The organism is Pseudomonas rhodesiae (genome assembly GCF_013285305.1).
In the GTDB taxonomy this organism is placed as follows: domain Bacteria; phylum Pseudomonadota; class Gammaproteobacteria; order Pseudomonadales; family Pseudomonadaceae; genus Aquipseudomonas; species Aquipseudomonas rhodesiae.
This window is the reverse complement of the sequence record NZ_CP054205.1, coordinates 2,082,671-2,101,046: the sequence shown is the minus strand read 5'-3', so window position 1 is coordinate 2,101,046 and position 18,376 is coordinate 2,082,671. Positions and strand designations below refer to the sequence as shown.

16 protein-coding genes are annotated in these 18,376 nt (G+C 59.2%); 8 read left to right on the top strand and 8 right to left on the bottom strand.

Annotation, left to right across the window (positions count from 1 at the left end; all coding sequences use genetic code 11):
- The first annotated feature begins 145 nt into the window (after positions 1-145).
- The 3 genes from HRH33_RS09580 to HRH33_RS09570 all read left to right on the top strand — a co-directional run bounded on the left by HRH33_RS09580 (position 146) and on the right by HRH33_RS09570 (position 5,069).
- Entirely contained in the window at positions 146-541 is a 396-nt protein-coding gene (locus tag HRH33_RS09580; RefSeq protein ID WP_167417589.1) for a response regulator, read from the top strand.
- A 257-nt stretch (positions 542-798) separates the two neighbouring features.
- Positions 799-1,425, top strand: coding sequence for a response regulator transcription factor (locus HRH33_RS09575; RefSeq protein WP_094066198.1), 627 nt, complete (start codon positions 799-801; stop codon positions 1,423-1,425).
- 8 nt (positions 1,426-1,433) lie between these two features.
- Positions 1,434-5,069, top strand: a complete 3,636-nt coding sequence (locus HRH33_RS09570) for a transporter substrate-binding domain-containing protein (RefSeq protein WP_167417590.1) — start codon at positions 1,434-1,436, stop codon at positions 5,067-5,069.
- Between the two features lie 25 nt (positions 5,070-5,094).
- Here HRH33_RS09570 and HRH33_RS09565 read toward each other — a convergent pair whose 3' ends face one another.
- Together HRH33_RS09565 and HRH33_RS09560 are read right to left on the bottom strand one after the other, a co-directional pair.
- The gene (locus tag HRH33_RS09565) at positions 5,095-5,577 is read right to left on the bottom strand and encodes a GAF domain-containing protein (RefSeq protein WP_034096608.1); all 483 of its coding nucleotides are present in this window, start codon (positions 5,575-5,577) and stop codon (positions 5,095-5,097) included.
- The gene (locus tag HRH33_RS09560) at positions 5,574-6,464 is read right to left on the bottom strand and encodes an ATP-binding protein (protein WP_034096607.1); all 891 of its coding nucleotides are present in this window, start codon (positions 6,462-6,464) and stop codon (positions 5,574-5,576) included. Before HRH33_RS09560 ends, HRH33_RS09565 begins: the two co-directional genes overlap by 4 nt.
- A gap of 163 nt (positions 6,465-6,627) precedes the next feature.
- Between HRH33_RS09560 and HRH33_RS09555 the strand changes: the two genes are divergently transcribed.
- Entirely contained in the window at positions 6,628-8,937 is a 2,310-nt protein-coding gene (locus tag HRH33_RS09555; RefSeq protein ID WP_167417591.1) for a response regulator, read from the top strand.
- Here the strand turns inward: HRH33_RS09555 and HRH33_RS09550 are convergent.
- The 3 genes from HRH33_RS09550 to msrB form a co-directional block, all read right to left on the bottom strand.
- Entirely contained in the window at positions 8,891-9,382 is a 492-nt protein-coding gene (locus HRH33_RS09550; RefSeq protein WP_167417592.1) for a MarR family winged helix-turn-helix transcriptional regulator, read from the bottom strand. The two genes, HRH33_RS09555 and HRH33_RS09550, sit on opposite strands and share 47 nt — an antisense overlap.
- Positions 9,379-9,864 (bottom strand): glutathione peroxidase, encoded by a 486-nt coding sequence (locus HRH33_RS09545; RefSeq protein ID WP_167417593.1) that lies wholly within the window; start codon positions 9,862-9,864, stop codon positions 9,379-9,381. Before HRH33_RS09545 ends, HRH33_RS09550 begins: the two co-directional genes overlap by 4 nt.
- 150 nt (positions 9,865-10,014) lie before the next feature.
- Positions 10,015-10,407, bottom strand: coding sequence for a peptide-methionine (R)-S-oxide reductase MsrB (gene msrB, locus HRH33_RS09540; protein WP_034096603.1), 393 nt, complete (start codon positions 10,405-10,407; stop codon positions 10,015-10,017).
- Between the two features lie 202 nt (positions 10,408-10,609).
- Here msrB and HRH33_RS09535 point away from each other — a divergent pair, with 202 nt between their 5' ends.
- Both HRH33_RS09535 and htpX read left to right on the top strand, forming a co-directional pair.
- A complete protein-coding gene (locus tag HRH33_RS09535; protein ID WP_167417594.1) occupies positions 10,610-11,821 on the top strand; it encodes a pyridoxal phosphate-dependent aminotransferase in 1,212 nt (403 codons plus the stop codon).
- A gap of 303 nt (positions 11,822-12,124) precedes the next feature.
- Positions 12,125-13,012, top strand: a complete 888-nt coding sequence (gene htpX, locus HRH33_RS09530) for a protease HtpX (protein WP_034096601.1) — start codon at positions 12,125-12,127, stop codon at positions 13,010-13,012.
- A 58-nt stretch (positions 13,013-13,070) separates the two neighbouring features.
- Here htpX and HRH33_RS09525 read toward each other — a convergent pair whose 3' ends face one another.
- Positions 13,071-13,727 (bottom strand): thiopurine S-methyltransferase, encoded by a 657-nt coding sequence (locus HRH33_RS09525; RefSeq protein ID WP_034096600.1) that lies wholly within the window; start codon positions 13,725-13,727, stop codon positions 13,071-13,073.
- Positions 13,728-13,830: 103 nt separating this feature from the next.
- Here HRH33_RS09525 and HRH33_RS09520 point away from each other — a divergent pair, with 103 nt between their 5' ends.
- Positions 13,831-14,598: a DODA-type extradiol aromatic ring-opening family dioxygenase gene (locus tag HRH33_RS09520; RefSeq protein WP_034112660.1), complete on the top strand. Its 768-nt coding sequence runs from the start codon at positions 13,831-13,833 to the stop codon at positions 14,596-14,598.
- 75 nt (positions 14,599-14,673) lie between these two features.
- Here the strand turns inward: HRH33_RS09520 and HRH33_RS09515 are convergent, their stop codons facing one another.
- Positions 14,674-16,347 (bottom strand): DEAD/DEAH box helicase, encoded by a 1,674-nt coding sequence (locus HRH33_RS09515; protein WP_014717677.1) that lies wholly within the window; start codon positions 16,345-16,347, stop codon positions 14,674-14,676.
- Between the two features lie 423 nt (positions 16,348-16,770).
- Here HRH33_RS09515 and HRH33_RS09510 point away from each other — a divergent pair, with 423 nt between their 5' ends.
- Positions 16,771-17,562 (top strand): crotonase/enoyl-CoA hydratase family protein, encoded by a 792-nt coding sequence (locus tag HRH33_RS09510; RefSeq protein ID WP_034137517.1) that lies wholly within the window; start codon positions 16,771-16,773, stop codon positions 17,560-17,562.
- A gap of 4 nt (positions 17,563-17,566) precedes the next feature.
- Here the strand turns inward: HRH33_RS09510 and HRH33_RS09505 are convergent, their stop codons facing one another.
- On the bottom strand, positions 17,567-18,322 hold the full coding sequence (locus HRH33_RS09505) for a spermidine synthase (RefSeq protein WP_167417595.1): 756 nt from the start codon (positions 18,320-18,322) through the stop codon (positions 17,567-17,569).
- Positions 18,323-18,376: the final 54 nt, after the last annotated feature.

Genomic DNA, 18,376 nt, shown 5'->3' with positions numbered 1-18,376 from the left:
TGAGCAGAATCTGCCTACACACGGAACAGAGCGGCCTGATCGAATTCGCACAGATACACGGGGAATAATCGCGCACGCTCCGGGCACAGTCATCGAACAGCTCCTACATGCCCCCCTTCGACGCTTGAATCATCGTGTACTTTTTATGCCCAGTAACCCTCTTTGCATCCTGTTGGTGGAGGACCATCCCTTTCAACTGCTCGCCACTCAGTGCCTGCTTCGCAGCTTCGGCTTCGAGCGACTGACACCGTGCGAAAACGCCGCGCAGGCCGTCCATCTGATGACCCAGGCGGACATGCCTTTCGACATCCTTCTGTGTGATCAATGCCTACCCGATCTACCCGGTCTGGAGCTGATTGAAATCGCCAGCCGTCAACGCTTTATCAACGCCGCCATCCTGCTCAGCGGGCTGCCCATCGCAGAGCTGTCGGCGTTGCATGTTCAGGCGCTGGAGCGTGGATTACCCATGCTCGGTTACTTGTCAAAGCCGTTGAACAAAGAAGAGCTTTCACAGTTGCTCTTCCCATTACCTGACTTATAAAAACAAGACTTGGAACCCTATATATCGACCAAGATCATGCTGCCTGCTCCTTCTCAGCACCTGATGCATGGATTAAACCTACAGAACGGCGAAACGTTGTCATCTCGCTTCACAATTCCTTAGCATCCAGTAGGCTTTTACCTTTTTTGATGTAGGAACTTTCCTGTTTTATATTTGTTCCCCCTCGGCTTCATGCTCCTGCATCCGCTTCTGAGCTAATGTGCCCGCTTTATTTGCACTTGCACGGAAATGTAAACATGAACACAGTTTTTATAATTGATGATCATCCGGTTATAAGGCTCGCCATCCGAATGTTGTTGGAACACGAGGGCTACAAAGTAGTCGGCGAAACCGATAATGGATGCGATGCCATACAGATGGTCCGTGAGTGCCAACCGGACCTGATCATTCTGGATATCAGCATTCCAAAACTCGACGGGCTTGAAGTGCTCTGCCGCTTCAATGCCATGAGCACTTCAATGAAGACCTTGGTGCTGACGGCTCAATCCCCAACCCTGTTTGCTACCCGCTGCATGCGCTCGGGCGCCGATGGCTATGTATGCAAAGAAGGGGATCTGAGCGAGTTGCTCAGCGCCATCCGTGCCGTGTTATCAGGTTACAACTACTTTCCCAGCCAGGCTCTGAATGCCAATGGAGTGGACACCACGGTTTCAAAGGAACTTGAACTATTCAAAGCGGTAAACGATCGCGAACTGATGGTATTGCAACTTTTTGCACAAGGGCGGACTAACAAGGAAATCGCCAAAGGTATGTTCTTAAGTAACAAAACAGTAAGCACCTATAAAAAGCGGCTCATGCAAAAACTTCAAGCCAAGTCCTTGGTAGAACTTATCGAGATGGCAAAACGAAACGCGCTAGTGTGAGAAAGCGGATGCCCAGGCGTATAAAGGACTATCTGATTTTATTGAGTGCCGGTTTGTGCTTCAGCATTGCCGTGCCTGCCGCCCCTCCAACGGGCCCGGAATATTTCAATTTATTGAGTCGTGCAGGCTCGGTACAACTGGAAACCCACCTGAACAAGGCTCAACGCCAATGGCTGCAGAACAAACGCGAACTGGTACTGGGCACTGCGGCCCCTGACTACCCCCCTTTTGATCTCACCTCCAGCGGCCGCGACTACGAGGGCCTCACGGCCGACTACGCCGGGCTGCTGGCCAAGGCGCTGGCATTGCCGATCAAAGTGGTGCGCTACCCCTCCCGAGAGGCGGCCATTCGCGCCCTTGAGTCCGGGGAGATCGACTTGCTGGGCTCTTCCAACGGGTTCGAAGCCGCCAACCCCAACCTCACCCTGTCAGAACCCTACGCGGTGGATCAACCGGTGCTGGTCACCCGCGAGGGCGAAACACGCAGCCTCAGCGAGGGCTTGGCGGGGATGCGCCTGGCCCTGGTCTATCACTACCTGCCTCTGGGCGAAGTGGAAAAGCTTTACCCCAACGCGATCATCCGCGCCTATCCCTCTTACCAGAATGCGTTGAATGCAGTGGCGTTCGAACAGGCGGACGTGTTTCTCGGCGATACCATTTCCACCCATTACCTGATCAACAAGGGCTACCTGAAAAACGTGCGCATGGCCAACTTCGGTAAGCACGAAGCCTACGGCTTCAGCTTTGCCCTGCCGCAGCACCAGCACATCCTGCTGAGCATCGTCGACTCCGTCCTGATGGCGGTGCCCATCTCCGAGCGAGAAACCATTGCCAAGCGCTGGAGTGCCGGCAGTGACATTCTGTTGACCGATCAGAAGCTGCAACTGACCCCGCGCGAGGAGCGTTGGCTGAAAGACAACCCAGTGGTCAAAGTCATCGCGAACGAAACCTTCGCACCGCTGACATTTTTCGATGCAGACGGCAACTTCCGCGGCATCACCGCCGACCTGCTGGAACTGATTCGCCTGCGCACCGGCTTACGCTTCGAGATCCAGCGCGGACGCAATGTGAACGAGATGATCGAGCAGGTGGAGGCCGGTGAAGCAGATGTCATCGGCGCGATCGCCCCCAGCCTGCAACGCGAAGGACAGTTGAACTTTACCCGCCCCTACCTGGAAAACTCCTACGTAATGTTGACGCGCAAGGAAGACCAGGCGCCCACCAGTCTGGAACAAATGGCTGGCAAACGCGTGGCGGTAACTCAAGGCAGCCCGCCGATCAAATTCCTGCGCGAGCACTTTCCGCAGATTCAACTGGTAGAAACGGGGGACACGTTCAAGGCAACCGAACTCCTTGCACAAGGCCATGTGGAGGGTGCGGTCAATACCCTGGTGGTCGCCAACTATTTCCTGTCTTCACCGATATTCCAAGATAAGGTCCAGACCAGTTTCAGCATTGGCACCACGCCGGCCACCTTTGCCTTGGCAACGTCCCGGGGGGCCACCGAACTCAGCTCAATTCTCGACAAGGCCCTGCTAAGCATCGCTCCGGACGAGCTGGGGGTGATCAACAGTCGCTGGCGCGGCTATACCGCCGCCTCCGACAGCTACTGGCGCAATTATCATCAATTGATTGCGCGCATCATCATCGGCACCGGCCTGTTGCTGCTGATTTCCCTGACCTGGAACGCCTACATGCAGCGCCAGATCAAGCACCGCAAAATGGCTGAGCGCGCTCTCAATGACCAGTTCGAATTCATGCGCGCCCTGGTCAACGAAACGCCGCACCCGATTTACGTGCGCGACCGCAAGGGCCTGCTGCAGACCTGCAACGACAGCTACCTGCAGGCGTTCGACGTCAAGCGCGAAGAGGTGATCGGCAGGAGTGCGATGCAAATCAGCACCGCCATGGCAGAAGAGGCAGCGCAATACCACGCCGATTATCAGCGTGTGGTGGCTGAGGGCAACCCGCTGATCCTGGATCGCACCCTGCACATACGCGGCAAAAAACTCACTATCTATCACTGGATCTTGCCGTATCGCGATTCGGTGGGCGAAGTCCAGGGCATCATCGGCGGCTGGATCGATATCAGCGAGCGCCGCCAATTGTTCGATGAGCTGCGTGCCGCCAAGGAACGCGCGGACGAGGCCAATCGCGCCAAAAGTACGTTCCTGGCGACCATGAGCCATGAAATCCGTACGCCCATGAACGCAGTGATCGGCATGCTCGAATTGACGCTCAAGCGCGCGGACCAGGGCCACCTCGACCGCCCCGCCATCGAAGTGGCCTATAACTCGGCCAAGGACTTGCTGGAGTTGATCGGCGACATCCTCGATATCGCGCGGATCGAATCCGGCCGCCTGAGCCTGGCGCCGGAACGTGTGAACCTGCGGGAAGTGATCGAATCGGTGGTACGTGTGTTCGACGGCCTGGCCCGCCAGAAAACCCTCAGCCTGATACTGGAGTTCAAGACTGACCTGGACGACACCGAAGTGTTGATCGACCCGCTGCGCTTCAAGCAGGTGCTGTCGAACCTGATCAGTAACGCGATCAAGTTCACCGAGCGCGGTCAGGTCAAAATCAAGGTCGACGTGCTGCCCACCGATCTCGCCCAGCAAGTCGAGATGAAACTGGTAGTGGAAGACACCGGCATCGGCATCAGCCGCGACGATCAGATGCGCTTGTTCGAACCCTTTGCCCAAGCCGACAACTCTGGGCAACTGGCCAGGAGCGGCGCCGGCCTGGGGTTGGTGATCTGCCGCAGCCTGTGCGCCATGATGGGCGGGCAATTGAGCCTGAGCAGCGTGCCCATGGTCGGCACCCAGGTGCATGTCAACCTCAAGATGACACGCCTGCAGCCTGAGCTGGCCGAGGACGAACACCAACCCGAAAGGCCGACCACCGCGCCAGTGCTCAATGTGCTGGTGGTGGACGATCATCCGGCGAACCGCCTGTTGATGTGCCAGCAACTCGGCTATCTAGGCCATCAGTTCACCGCAGCGCAAAACGGCGCGGCGGGTTTCCAGGCCTGGCGTAAGGAGCGTTTCGACCTGGTGATCGCCGACTGCAATATGCCTATCATGAATGGCTATGAACTGAGTCGTTCGATCCGCGAATACGAACAGCGTGAAGGCCTGACGCCCTGTGTGGTACTGGGCTTTACCGCCAACGCCCAACCCGAGGAGAAGCAACGCTGCGCACAGGCAGGCATGAACGATTGTCTGTTCAAGCCCATCAGCCTCACGGCCCTGGAACGGCATTTGGCGCAGATCGGCACGCACCCTGCCGACCAGATCCTAGACCTCGGTAATTTCGAAGCCCTGACCGGCGGCGATCCACAGATGAGCCGACGCCTGCTGGAAGAACTGCTCAACAGCAGCCGCCAGGACCGTCAGGAGCTGATCGCCCTGATGAACGCGCAGGCCTCCTATGAGCAGATCACCGAACAGGCCCACAAGATCAAGGGCGCCGCCCGCATCGTTCAGGCCAATGCGCTGGCGTCACAGTGTGAAACCCTCGAACAGGCCTGCGGCCGCGATGATGATCGGTCTTCGATTGACGCCGGTGTGAAGGCCCTGGAAAAGCTGATGCTGGAGTTGGAGAGGATGCTGCAAGTGCAGCTTCACGCGCTGGATAACCCATAAGGGGGCGGGTCCGCCCCCTCTGGCATCAGCAGTCGGTCAAGCGCAGAAAAATCGCCGCCAATTGCTCGATGCCCTGCTGGTCCTGTTGGGTAAAACGGGCCATCAAAGGACTGTCGAGGTCAAGAACACCAATCAATTGGCCGTTCTTGACCAGCGGGACCACCAGCTCACTGTTGGAGGCGCTGTCACAGGCAATATGCCCAGGGAAGGCATGCACATCCTCGACGCGCTGGGTTTGGCGCGAGGCTGCTGCTGCACCGCAGACGCCCTTCCCGAACGGAATACGCACACAGGCGATCTGCCCCTGGAACGGGCCGAGCACCAGTTCTTCATTGCGATTGAGGTAAAAACCAGCCCAGTTCAAGTCATCCAGTTGGTTGAACAGGAACGCAGAAAACTGGGCACTGTTGGCGATAAAGTCGCGCTCATCGGCTAACAGCGACTCCAGCTGCGCGCAAAGCATGGCATAGCCATCCAGGCCTGTACCGGCGTGTTGCAAATCGATCATGGTTGACGCTCCAACAATTTGAGGCCCACCCAGTAACGGGCGAATTGATACGCGCAACGTCCGTTGCGGTTGCCGCGCCCGGTGGCCCAGCGCACGGCGAGAATATCGAGCGCTTCGTCACGCTGCCATTGCAAACCGGCTTTGCTGGCCAGTTCGCCGATCCAATGCTCCACCACATCCAGGAAATGTTCCTGGGTGAACGGGTAGAACGACAGCCACAAGCCAAAGCGGTCGGACAAGGCAATCTTGTCCTCCACGGCTTCGCTGGGGTGCAGTTCGCCGTCCACGCGCTTCCAGTTATCGTTGTCGCTCTGGTTTTCCGGCACCAAATGGCGACGGTTGGAGGTGGCATAGAGCAGCACATTTTCCGGCGCCTGTTCCAGGGAACCGTCCAGCACGCTTTTAAGCACGCGGTAGTCGCCCTCTCCGGCTTCGAACGACAGATCATCACAGAACAGGATAAAGCGCTGCGGCAGTTTGAGCAGTTGCTCGACCACACGTGGCAGATCGGCCAAGTGATCACGCTCGATTTCGATCAGGCGCAAACCGGCGTTGGCATGCTGGGCCAGCAGGGCACGCACCATGGACGACTTGCCGGTGCCGCGCGAACCCCACAGCAGCGCATGGTTGGCGGGCAGGCCGTCGAGAAACTGCTGAGTATTGCGCGCCAGTTGCTCGCGCTGCTTGTCGACGCCGATCAAGTCGGACAGGCGCATGTCCAGACTGACCTCCAGCGGCAACAGAAACCCGGTGCGCCCCTCGCGTTGCCAGCGCGCGGCCAGGCACTGGTTCCAGTCGATAGCCTGTCGGGGCGCTGGCAGCAGGGGTTCCAGGCGGGCAAGTACTGCATCGGCCCGCTCAAGAAAGGCATTCAATCGAGAATCCACGATTATTCCTCTGGCAAGTTCTTGCAAAAGATGGCGTATTGGCAACCCTGCGACAGACCGCAAGGGGCTGCGTATAAAACGATTCATGCCGGGCAGGCCAGAGCCTGTGGATGTTCAGCTATGCTTGCCGGGCGAAGGGAAACGTGAAGTGGTTCAACACTCGATGGATATCAAGTTCGCCCACCGCTTGTCTTATAAACAAGCCCGATTGACTGTGCTGGTCGGTTTCGTCTTGGGAACCTTGCTCAGTCTGATCCAAATCGGCATTGATTATGCCAGCGAAGACGCATCCATCAACCGTGAAATTCGCTCGCTGATCGAAATCAGCCATAACCCGGCATCGCGTATTGCCTACAACATCGACGCCGAGCTGGCGCAGGAACTCACCTTGGGCCTGCTGCACTCCCCCGCCATCATTCGCGCGCAGTTGATCGACAACAACGGCCTGGTGCTGGCCGATGTAAAACGGCCGCGCAAGGAAAGCACCTACCGCGCCCTCAGCGACCTGATGTTTGGCGCCAATCGCCAATTTGAGGACCGGCTCTACCTGAGCCATATGCCCAACGACTCACTGGGTGTGCTGCGTCTGGACGTCGATACCTACGCTTTCGGCAGCCGCTTCCTGCGGCGCGCCGAGATCACACTGCTCAATGGCTTTGTGCGCAGCCTGCTGCTGACCGGCATCCTGTTGGGGCTGTTCTATGTGATGCTGACCAAACCACTGGTACGCATCATTGGCGAATTGAGCACGCGCAAACACACGCGTCTGGACTGCCCGCCCGGGCACGAAAATGACGAAATCGGCGTACTGGTCACCGTGGCCAACCAGCAATTCGAAAACATGCAGACTGAAATCCAGCAGCGCCGCCACGCCGAAGACCGGCTGACCGAATACCTGGGCCAACTGGAAGATATCGTCTCCGCTCGTACCCTGGAACTCAAGGCCAGTAACCAGCGGCTGAGCCAGTCCAACGACGAGTTGGAGGCGGCCAAAATGCATGCCCTGGGCATGGCTCAGGCCCGCGCGGCGTTCCTGGCGAACATGAGCCACGAAATCCGCACCCCGCTCAACGGCTTGCTGGGCATGATCGCGCTGTCGCTGGACAGCAGCTTGAACGCCGAGCAGCGTCAGCAACTGTCCATCGCCCACGATTCGGGCAAAGTGCTGGTGGAGTTGCTCAACGATATCCTCGACCTGTCCAAATTCGATGCCGGCCAGTTGGAACTGGAGCGCATTCCATTCGATTTGGGCGCGCTGGTGGAAGACACCGCCAACCTGCTGTCGCAGAACGCCGCGCCTAGCGTAGAGCTGACCTGCCTGATCGACCCGAGGTTTCCGGCCCAAGTGCTGGGCGACCCGACGCGCGTGCGGCAGATCGTCAGCAACTTGCTGTCCAACGCCCTCAAGTTCACCCGCTTCGGGCGCGTGGATGTGCGTCTCAGCGTTCAGGAGGGCAAGGTCCACATTGAAGTCTGCGACACCGGCATCGGCATCGCGCAGGAAGCTCAGGTAAAAATTTTCCAACCGTTTACCCAGGCCGGCGCTGGCATCACTCGCCAGTTTGGCGGTACGGGCCTGGGTCTGGCACTGACGCGAAACCTGTGTGAAGCCATGCAGGGGCGCTTGAGCATCAGCTCGGAGGTCGGCTTTGGCAGCCAATTCTGCGCCGAGCTGCCGCTGCCGGCACATTTGCCGGCGGTGCAGCCGCCGCCGCTCAGCGGTGATGTGATCGCCATCACCAATGCCAGCAGCGGCCTCACGGAACTACTGACCACGCTCCTGCCCTACTGGGGGCTGACGCCACGCTGTTACGCCCAGGACCATGATTTGAGCGGAGAAACCCCGGACCTGCTGATCACTGACTGCCCGGAGTGCCTGTTCCGACTGCGGCCGGGCATTACCGCACCGATTCTGGTGGTAACGGCGTACGGCAACTTTATGCCCAGCGAAGAAGTGGCCGCACTCGCGCCGTTGCAGCAACAGGCCCGCCCCTTGAGCCGCAACGCGCTGTATCAGATTCTAAAACGCACCTTGCGCAGCGATGGGCACCTGATCCTCGATCCGATCCAAGTGGAGTCCGCACCTGTAGCGCACCGCGCGCGCATCCTGTTGGTGGAGGACAATCCGGTCAACCAACTGGTGGCCAAGGGCATGCTCAGCAAGTTGGGCTGTGAGGTGGTCGTGGCCGGCCATGGTGGCGAAGCGCTTAAGTGCCTGGAAGAGCAACACTTCGACATGGTGCTGATGGATTGCAATATGCCGGTGATGGATGGCTACGAGGCCAGTCGGCAGATCCGCAGCAGTGGACGCTGGCCGGACCTGCCGATCGTGGCGTTGACCGCCAATGCTATGTCCGAAGAACGCGAACGCTGCCGCGCCGCCGGGATGAACGACTACCTGGCCAAGCCTTTCCGTCGCGAAGAACTCAATGCCCTGCTGGATCTGTGGGTGCCGAAGACGACAGCGCTCTGATCTGCCCAAGCAATTGGTCCAGGCCATCGCGCAGGTCGTCCGCCTGGTTCAGGTCGATGCCGCTGTCGCACAACAGTCGCGTCTTCATCTGGTAAGTCCGCTCGCGCAGATGCACGCCGGCCTCACTCAAGCTCAAATGCACTTCCCGCTCATCCCTGGTACTGCGCTGCCGCTGCACCCAAGCCAGTTGTTCAAGACGTTTGAGCAACGGCGTGAGGGTGCCCGAGTCGAGCATCAGACGGTCCCCCAGCGCCTTGACCGTAGGCTGCGCCGGAGGGGCGTCATGCCACTCCCACAACACCAGCATCACCAGGTATTGCGGATAGGTCAGGCCCAATGGATCCAGCATCGACTTGTAGGCACGGGTTACCGCCCGCGACGCCGCGTAGAGCTTGAAACACAACTGGTTGTCCAGGGCCAGGGACACAAGGGGTGGGTTAGTCATTTGAGCAGGGCTTCGATCTCTTGGGTCAAGTCCTGAGGTTTGGTGGTCGGGCCGAAGCGCTTGACCACCTGACCATTGCGACCGATCAGGAACTTGGTGAAGTTCCATTTGATCCCCTTGGAACCCAGCAAACCGGGGGCCTGCAGTTTCAATTGCACAAATAAAGGATGGGCATCGCTGCCATTGACGTCGATTTTCTTGAACAGCGGGAAGCTGACACCGTAGTTCAGCTCACAGAATTCAGAAATCGCCCCTTCGTCACCCGGCTCCTGCTTGCCGAACTGGTTGCAAGGGAACCCCAATACCACCAGCCCCTGATCCTTGTACTGTTGCCAGAGTTGCTCAAGGCCCTTGTACTGCGGGGTGAAGCCGCATTTGCTGGCGGTGTTGACCACCAGCACGGCCTTGCCGGCGAAATCGGCCAAGGTCTTTTGCTCACCCTTGATGGTGGTGCAGGGAATACTCAGCAGGTTGTCGCTCATGGCTGTGCCTCGTGTCGGGGGAAGAGCCCACAACATAGCGAGCGATTCAATTGCACACAACTTAATTGAGCGCATTGATCATGCTCGATCAGGTTTATGACTGGGAGCGAGCCATCTCGCCACTCACTCCCGACGCGCTACCTACTCACTTCAACGAGGCACCAGATCCAGGCACACCGAATTGATGCAGTAGCGCAAACCGGTCGGTGGCGGACCATCGGGGAACACATGCCCCAGATGCGCATCGCACTTGGCGCAGGTGACTTCGGTACGGATCATGCCGTGGCTGACGTCCCGGATCTCGATCATGGCGCTGTCGGCGATCGGCTCGTAGAAGCTGGGCCAGCCGCAGCCCGAGTCAAACTTGGCCTTGGAATCGAACAGCGGCTCATTGCAGCAAATGCAGTGGTACACGCCGTCCGTTTTGGTGTCGTTGTACTTGCCGCTGAAAGGTCGCTCGGTACCTTTGAGGCGACATACGTTGTACTGCTCCGGATCGAGCATCGCTTTCCATTCTTCAACGGTTTTCTGCAACTTATCCATCGGTACACCTCGGCAACTGAAAAACCCTGATCTGTGTCTTTTCCATGGATCAGGCGGCACGTATGATTGCGCCTCTTCAAAACGCCAGTCTGGCACCCGCGCTACCGGCATTCAAACGTATTTCTGGGTGCGGGCCTCGCAGCCTTCACAGTACGGTAGTGCCCACACCGTCTGGATCGTTCATTTTCAGGATCACATCGCCATGCAGGTCAGCAAATCGAACAAGCTCGCCAACGTCTGCTACGACATTCGCGGCCCAGTGCTCAAGCACGCCAAACGCCTGGAAGAGGAAGGCCATCGCATCCTCAAGCTGAACATTGGCAACCCGGCGCCGTTTGGTTTCGAAGCGCCGGACGAAATCCTCCAAGACGTGATCCGCAACCTGCCCACCGCCCAAGGCTACAGCGACTCCAAAGGCCTGTTCAGCGCGCGCAAGGCGGTGATGCAGTACTACCAGCAGAAGCAGGTGGAAGGCGTCGGCATCGAGGACATCTACCTGGGCAACGGCGTGTCCGAGCTGATCGTGATGTCCATGCAGGCCTTGCTCAACAACGGCGACGAAGTGCTGGTACCTGCGCCTGATTACCCATTGTGGACCGCCGCCGTGACCCTGGCCGGCGGCCACCCCGTTCACTACCTGTGTGACGAAGGCGCCAACTGGTTTCCGGACCTGGCCGACATCAAGGCCAAGATCACCCCGAACACCAAGGCGCTGGTGATCATCAACCCGAACAACCCTACCGGCGCGGTGTATTCCAAGGAAGTGCTGCTGGGTATGCTCGAACTGGCGCGCCAGCACAACCTGGTGGTGTTCTCCGACGAAATCTACGACAAGATCCTGTACGACGATGCCGTACATGTGTGCACCGCCTCCCTGGCGCCGGACCTGTTGTGCCTGACCTTCAACGGCCTGTCCAAGTCCTACCGCGTGGCGGGTTTCCGCTCCGGTTGGATCGCCATCTCCGGCCCCAAGCACAACACCCAGAGCTACATTGAAGGCATCGACATACTGGCCAATATGCGCCTGTGTGCCAACGTTCCGAGCCAGCATGCGATCCAGACCGCCCTGGGCGGCTATCAAAGCATCAACGACCTGGTGCTGCCACAAGGCCGGCTGCTGGAACAGCGCAACCGCACCTGGGAGCTGCTCAACGCCATCCCTGGCGTCAGTTGCGTCAAACCCATGGGCGCGCTGTACGCCTTCCCACGGATCGATCCGAAAGTCTGCCCGATTCTCAACGACGAGAAATTCGTGCTCGACCTGCTGCTATCGGAAAAACTGCTGGTCGTACAGGGCACGGCATTCAACTGGCCATGGCCGGATCACTTCCGCGTCGTCACCTTGCCGCGCGTGGATGACTTGGAGATGGCCATCGGTCGTATCGGCAACTTCCTGAAGTCTTATCGCCAGTAGTGAAACGTCGCTGTACGGCCGAGATCCGGTCGTACAGCGAGCATCTGGCAACACTTCTATTCCGCCACCCTCCCCACTTACTGCGTTAACCTGTTATTTGCCCCCATCTCCCTATAATCATGGGGAAATATGGCAACTAAGGACAGATATCGAGCGGTGTTTCATGTGGGAAAATCCCTTCAAGGCTCTACATTCATGCTGTAGGACACAGTTTGAAATAGTCGCTCGGTTGAATAGCCCCATGACGCACCTTATATACCCCGCAGTACGCAACATATTAAGCATGAGGAGAACTCTACAACCATGATGCGCATCCTGCTGTTTTTGGCCACTAACCTGGCGGTCGTGCTGATTGCCAGCGTCACCCTGAGCCTTTTTGGCTTCAACGGGTTCATGGCGGCCAATGGGGTTGACCTGAACCTCAATCAGCTGCTGATTTTCTGTGCGGTCTTTGGTTTTGCCGGCTCGCTCTTCTCGCTGTTCATCTCCAAGTGGATGGCGAAGATGAGTACCAGCACCCAGGTCATCACTCAGCCCCGTACCCGCCACGAACAATGGTTACTGCAAACCGTTGAACAGCTGTCCCGCGAGGCGGGCATCAAGATGCCTGAAGTCGGAATTTTCCCGGCCTATGAAGCCAACGCCTTCGCGACCGGCTGGAACAAGAACGACGCGCTCGTTGCCGTGAGTCAGGGCATGCTCGAACGCTTCTCGTACGATGAAGTGAAGGCCGTGCTGGCCCACGAGATCGGCCACGTGGCCAACGGTGACATGGTCACCCTCGCACTGGTCCAGGGCGTGGTGAACACCTTCGTGATGTTCTTCGCACGGATCATCGGTAACTTCGTCGACAAGGTGATCTTCAAGAACGAAGAAGGCCGTGGCATTGCCTACTTCGTGGCGACCATCTTCGCGGAAGTGGTACTCGGCTTCCTGGCCAGCGCCATCGTGATGTGGTTCTCGCGCAAACGCGAATTCCGCGCGGACGAAGCCGGTGCACGCCTGGCCGGCACCGGGGCGATGATCGCAGCGCTGCAACACCTGCGCTCCGAACAGGGCCTGCCGGTGCATATGCCGGACAGCCTGACCGCCTTCGGCATCAACGGCGGCATCAAACAGGGCCTGGCTCGCATGTTTATGAGCCACCCACCGCTGGAAGAGCGCATCGACGCCTTGCGTCGTCGCGGCTGACGGCAACCGGCAATACCGAAAAGGGGCGATCTGATCGCCCCTTTTTAGTGGGCGCGATTTACACCCTGGTCAGTCGGTATGCGCGTTCGTCCAGGCGCGGCACGCCGTCCTGCACGAATTTCCAGCTCTCGCCCAGAATGTCTTGCTCCTCCAGCACTTGCAGCGTCCAGTGCGACGCGAGCAACACCCTCACCTCATCCTGCGTGACCGCAAAGGGCGGACCGGCTTTCAGCGCCTGGTCGTAATCCAAGGTGATTAACAGGCCCTCACAGCCCGCACGCAGGCAACGATTCAAGTGCGCTGCATAACGTGCCCGCATCAACGGCGGCAAAGCGATCAACGCGGCACGGTCATACAACGCAGCGCAGTCGGCCAACACCTCGGCGTCCAATGCAAAGAAGTCACCGCACCACACCTCGATCAACCCAGCCTGATACACCGTGAACGCACCATGCTGATGAATTCGCGGGTGCAGCCCCTGCTCACTGAAGAACGTCTGCACAGCCTGTTCCGATAGCTCCACCCCAAGCACCCGATGCCCCAGACTGGCCAGCCATATCAGGTCCAGGCTCTTGCCGCACAGCGGCACCAACACCTGAGCACCGTGAGCCAGGGCCAGTGAGGGCCAATGCCGCAGCAAATAAGGATTGATGTCGGACTGATGAAAGCCGATCTGGTTGGTCGCCCAACGGTCATGCCAAAACTCAGGTTCCATGGATCACTCCAAAAATTCGATCAAATACTGCTAAAACTTATATTAGATTTAGATCAATGATCTGATTGAAGATGGGCCCATGTTAACGCTCAGGACCCTTCAAATGCTCCCTAGCCTGTTTATCTCCCATGGCTCGCCCATGCTGGCCCTGCAACCTGGCGCCAGCGGTCCTGCCCTGCAGCGCCTCGCCGCGCAATTGCCCAGACCGAAGGCCATTGTAGTTGTGTCGGCCCACTGGGAAAGCGAGGAATTACTGGTCAGCGGCAGTGCCGCCCCGCAAACCTGGCACGACTTCGGCGGTTTTCCCCGCGAGCTGTTCGCCGTGCAGTACCCGGCGCCAGGGGACCCGCAGTTGGCCAGCGAAGTTGTCGCATTGCTCCACGCCGACGGCTTGAATGCGAGAGTCGATGAGCGCCGCCCTTTTGATCATGGCACTTGGGTGCCGCTCTCGCTGATGTACCCGGCAGCCGACATTCCCGTGGTGCAAGTTTCCCTTCCCAGTCGTATGGGCCCTGCCCTGCAAACTCGCATTGGCCACGCCCTTGCGGGCCTGCGCAGCCAAGGCGTGTTGCTGATCGGTTCCGGCAGCATCACCCATAACCTGGGTGAACTGGACTGGCACGCGGGACCGGAGAGCATCGAGCCCTGGGCGCGGGAGTTCCGCGATTGGGTGGTGGATAAACTGGCGGCCAATGATGAAGCGGCCCTGCATGACTACCGTCGCCAGGCGCCCTATGCCGTGCGCAGCCATCCGAGCGACGAACACCTGTTGCCGTTGTTCTTCGCGCGTGGCGCCGGCGGCACGTTCGGTGTGGCGCACCAAGGCTTCACGATGGGCGCGCTCGGCATGGACATCTACCGATTCGACTAACCGTAAAGTCAGGCAAAAAAAATCCCCGAACCAGTCGGGGATTTTTTATTTTCGATCAATCAGCCCAAGGGCCGATCAATCTTCGCGGTAGCGACGCAGCTTCAGCTGCTTACCGGCAACGCGAGTGTCTTTCAGCTTGGCCAGCAGTTTTTCCAGACCGTCTTCCGGCAGCTCCACCAGGGAGAAGCTGTCACGGACCTGAATGCGACCGATAGCCTCACGCGCCAGGCCACCCTCGTTGAGGATAGCGCCCAGCAGGTTCTTGGCAGCGATACCGTCACGCGCACCCAGCGCGGTACGGCAACGGGCACGGCCTTCGGCCAATGGCACCGGAGCGCGACGCTCACGATCACCACGGTCCGGACGGTCGCCGGAACGCTCTGGACGATCACCGCGCGGGGCGCTGTTCGGAACCAGTGGGCGTTCTTTCTCTATGGCGGCCAGGGTCAGGGCCTGACCGTTGGTGGCCTTGCGCAGCAGTGCGGCGGCCAGAGCACGCGGGGTGCAACCGATATCGGCGGTCAGGCGGTCCAGCAAGTCGCCGTGGGTCGATTCAGCGTCAGCCACCAGGGGTGCCAGGCTGTTGGTCAGTTTCTTGATGCGGGCATCGAGAACGGCCTGGGCATCCGGCAGGCGGACTTCGGCCACCTTCTGACCGGTCACACGCTCGATCACTTGCAGCATGCGGCGCTCACGCGGCGTCACCAGCAGCAAGGCACGACCTTCGCGACCGGCACGGCCGGTACGGCCGATACGGTGAACGTAGGATTCCGGATCGTACGGCATGTCAACGTTGAACACGTGGGTGATACGTGGAACGTCGAGGCCGCGAGCAGCAACGTCGGTCGCCACAACGATGTCCAGACGGCCATCCTTGAGGGAGTCGATCACGCGCTCACGTTGGTTCTGGGCGATGTCACCGTTCAGCGCAGCGGCCTTGTAGCCTTTGGCTTCCAGGGCACTGGCCAGATCCAGGGTCGCTTGCTTGGTGCGCACGAACATGATCAGGGCGTCGAAGTCTTCGACTTCCAGCAGGCTCAATACAGCCGAGGTCTTCTGGTCAGCGTGAACCAACAGGTGAGCCTGTTCGATCGCGGTAACGGTCTGAGTCTTGGTCTGGATCTTCACGTGCTCCGGATCGCGCAGGTGGCGTTCGGCAATGGCACGGATCGACTGAGGCAGCGTGGCCGAGAACAGTACGGTCTGACGGGTGGCTGGCAGAGCCTTGAAGATGACTTCCAGATCGTCCATGAAGCCCAGCTTCAACATTTCGTCAGCTTCGTCGAGAACCAAGTGGTTCACGGTCGACAGGACTTTCTCGTCACGACGCAGGTGGTCGCACAGACGGCCCGGGGTGGCGACAACGATCTGTGCGCCATTACGGATGGCTTTCAGTTGTGGGCCCATCGGCGCGCCGCCGTAAACGGCCACAACGGTTACACCAGGCATTTGCTTGGCGTAGGTTTCAAAAGCGGTTGCTACTTGCAGCGCCAACTCACGGGTTGGCGCCAGGATCAGGGCTTGCGGTTCGCGCTTGGCAGGATCGATGCAATGCAGGATAGGCAGGGCAAACGCGGCGGTTTTACCGGTACCGGTTTGCGCCTGGCCAATCATGTCCTTACCGGCCATGATGATTGGGATCGATTGCTGCTGAATAGCCGAAGGTTCTTCGTAGCCGGTCGCTGCGACGGCTGCAAGAATGTTCGGATTAAGATTAAAAGCGGCGAAGCCGCCGGTTTCCTGGGTCATGGGTCTGCCTCTGAGTGCATCCGCAAAGACCCATGCTCCAAAGCTGCGCATGCCGTGTTGAGACTCAAGAGTCGCCCTGGCTGCTTTGTCGGCGGGGATTTGCGAAAACGAATGAATGAAAAAGATTCGTCAAGGGAGAGTCCGCTGTGCGGACGTGCAGCCGAAGCTGACTTCGGGGAATTGCGCTACCTAAACGCGGCCCGGTTAAAGGCCGGCGCGCACTATACCGGAAATAGCTGAAAAAGGGAGCTTTTTTTATCGGAGAACACCGATAAACCGCAGTGCCTCACCACTTTTGCAGATCACACCGGCAGGGTCTATTTTTCAGAGGCCCGGTCCTGCTGGTCAGAACGCTTAAACGGTTCACCTGACCTTCAGGCCCCTTCGGTCTGAAACCTTCCTCCACACCCGAGGGTTCGTCCCATGAATCAAGCCAGCAGTAGCCGCGTCAGTCGTGAACTTCTGGGACATGTCCTGCTGCTGGGGCTTGACCGGGTGGCCAAGCGCAACGCCTTTGATCTGGATCTGCTCAATGAGTTGAGCCTGGCCTATGGCGAATTTGATCGAAACGACCAGGCACGAGTGGCGGTAGTGTTTGCCCACGGCGAGCACTTCACCGCCGGCCTGGACCTGGCCAATGTCAGGGCGGTGATGGCCGGCGGCTGGCAACCTCCGTTGGGCGGCTGCGATCCCTGGGGCGTGTTCGCCGGCCCCAGGGTGAGTAAACCGGTCATCGTCGCAGCACAAGGCTACTGCCTGACCATAGGCATCGAGCTGATGCTGGCGGCGGATATCAACCTGTGCGCAAGCAACACGCGCTTTGCGCAAATGGAAGTGCAACGTGGGATCTTTCCGTTCGGCGGTGCGACATTACGCTTCCATCAGATCGCCGGCTGGGGCAACGCGATGCGCTGGTTGCTCACTGGCGATGAATTCGACGCCCACGAGGCCCTGCGCCTGGGTCTGGTGCAGGAGGTCATGGCCAGCGAAGACCTATTGCCCCGCGCCATCGAGCTGGCCAACCGCATCGCACGCCAGGCACCGCTGGGTGTGCAGGCCACCTTGATGTCGGCACGCCAGGCGCGCATCGAGGGCGAAACCGCTGCCGCCGCCGCGTTACCACCGCTGGTCGACCAGTTGCTCAACAGCGAGGATGCCAGGGAAGGCGTACGCGCCATGCTCGAAAAGCGCCCCGGCGTGTTCAAAGGTATGTAGACGACTAAGTAGCCGGCCGAATCGCCTTGATCAGCGGCTGCAACGAGTACCCCAATCGCACTGCCAGCGCTTCGGCGCGAGCCGAGAGTGCTTGCATGTCCAGCTCTTGATCCAATTCCGACGGCACCAACAGGATGACGTTGCCCTCCTTCACCGGCAATTCCCAGTAATGCCGGTGATACAAACCGCGCAGCAACGCCGCGCCCAGCGGTTTGCCGTCGTCGGTGGCCCACTGGTTGATCACCAGCCAGCCGCCGGCGTTGAGTTTCTTCTGGCAGTTCTCCAGAAAGGCCCACGCCAGGTGCCCAACGCCGGGGCCCACATCGGTATACAGGTCGACGAACACCAGATCGGCCGGTTCGGCGCTTTCCAGCAACTCCAGGGCATCGCCGATGCGGATATACAGGCGCGGATCGTCGTCCAAACCCATGTATTCGATGGCCAGGCGCGGCACATCGGGGCGCAGTTCGATGGCTTCGACATCCTCCAACGGCAGGAACTTGAGGCATGCCTGGGTCAGCGTACCGGCGCCCAGGCCAAGGAACAGCGCGCTCTCGGGCTGCTCGTGGCACAACGCGCCGATCAGCATGGCGCGGGTGTAGTCGTACTCCAGCCAGCTCGGGTCGGCGGTGAACACACAGCTTTGCTCGATGGCATCGCCGAATTCGAGAAACCGGTAGTCGGCCACTTCGAGCACTCGGATCATGCCGAAGTCATCATGGACCTCGGCCAGCACGCGCTCGACACGCTCCTCTGTCATCACTGCTCCTAAAGGGTTTACCGCTGGGCAAAGGCGCGATTGTCGGCCAACCGG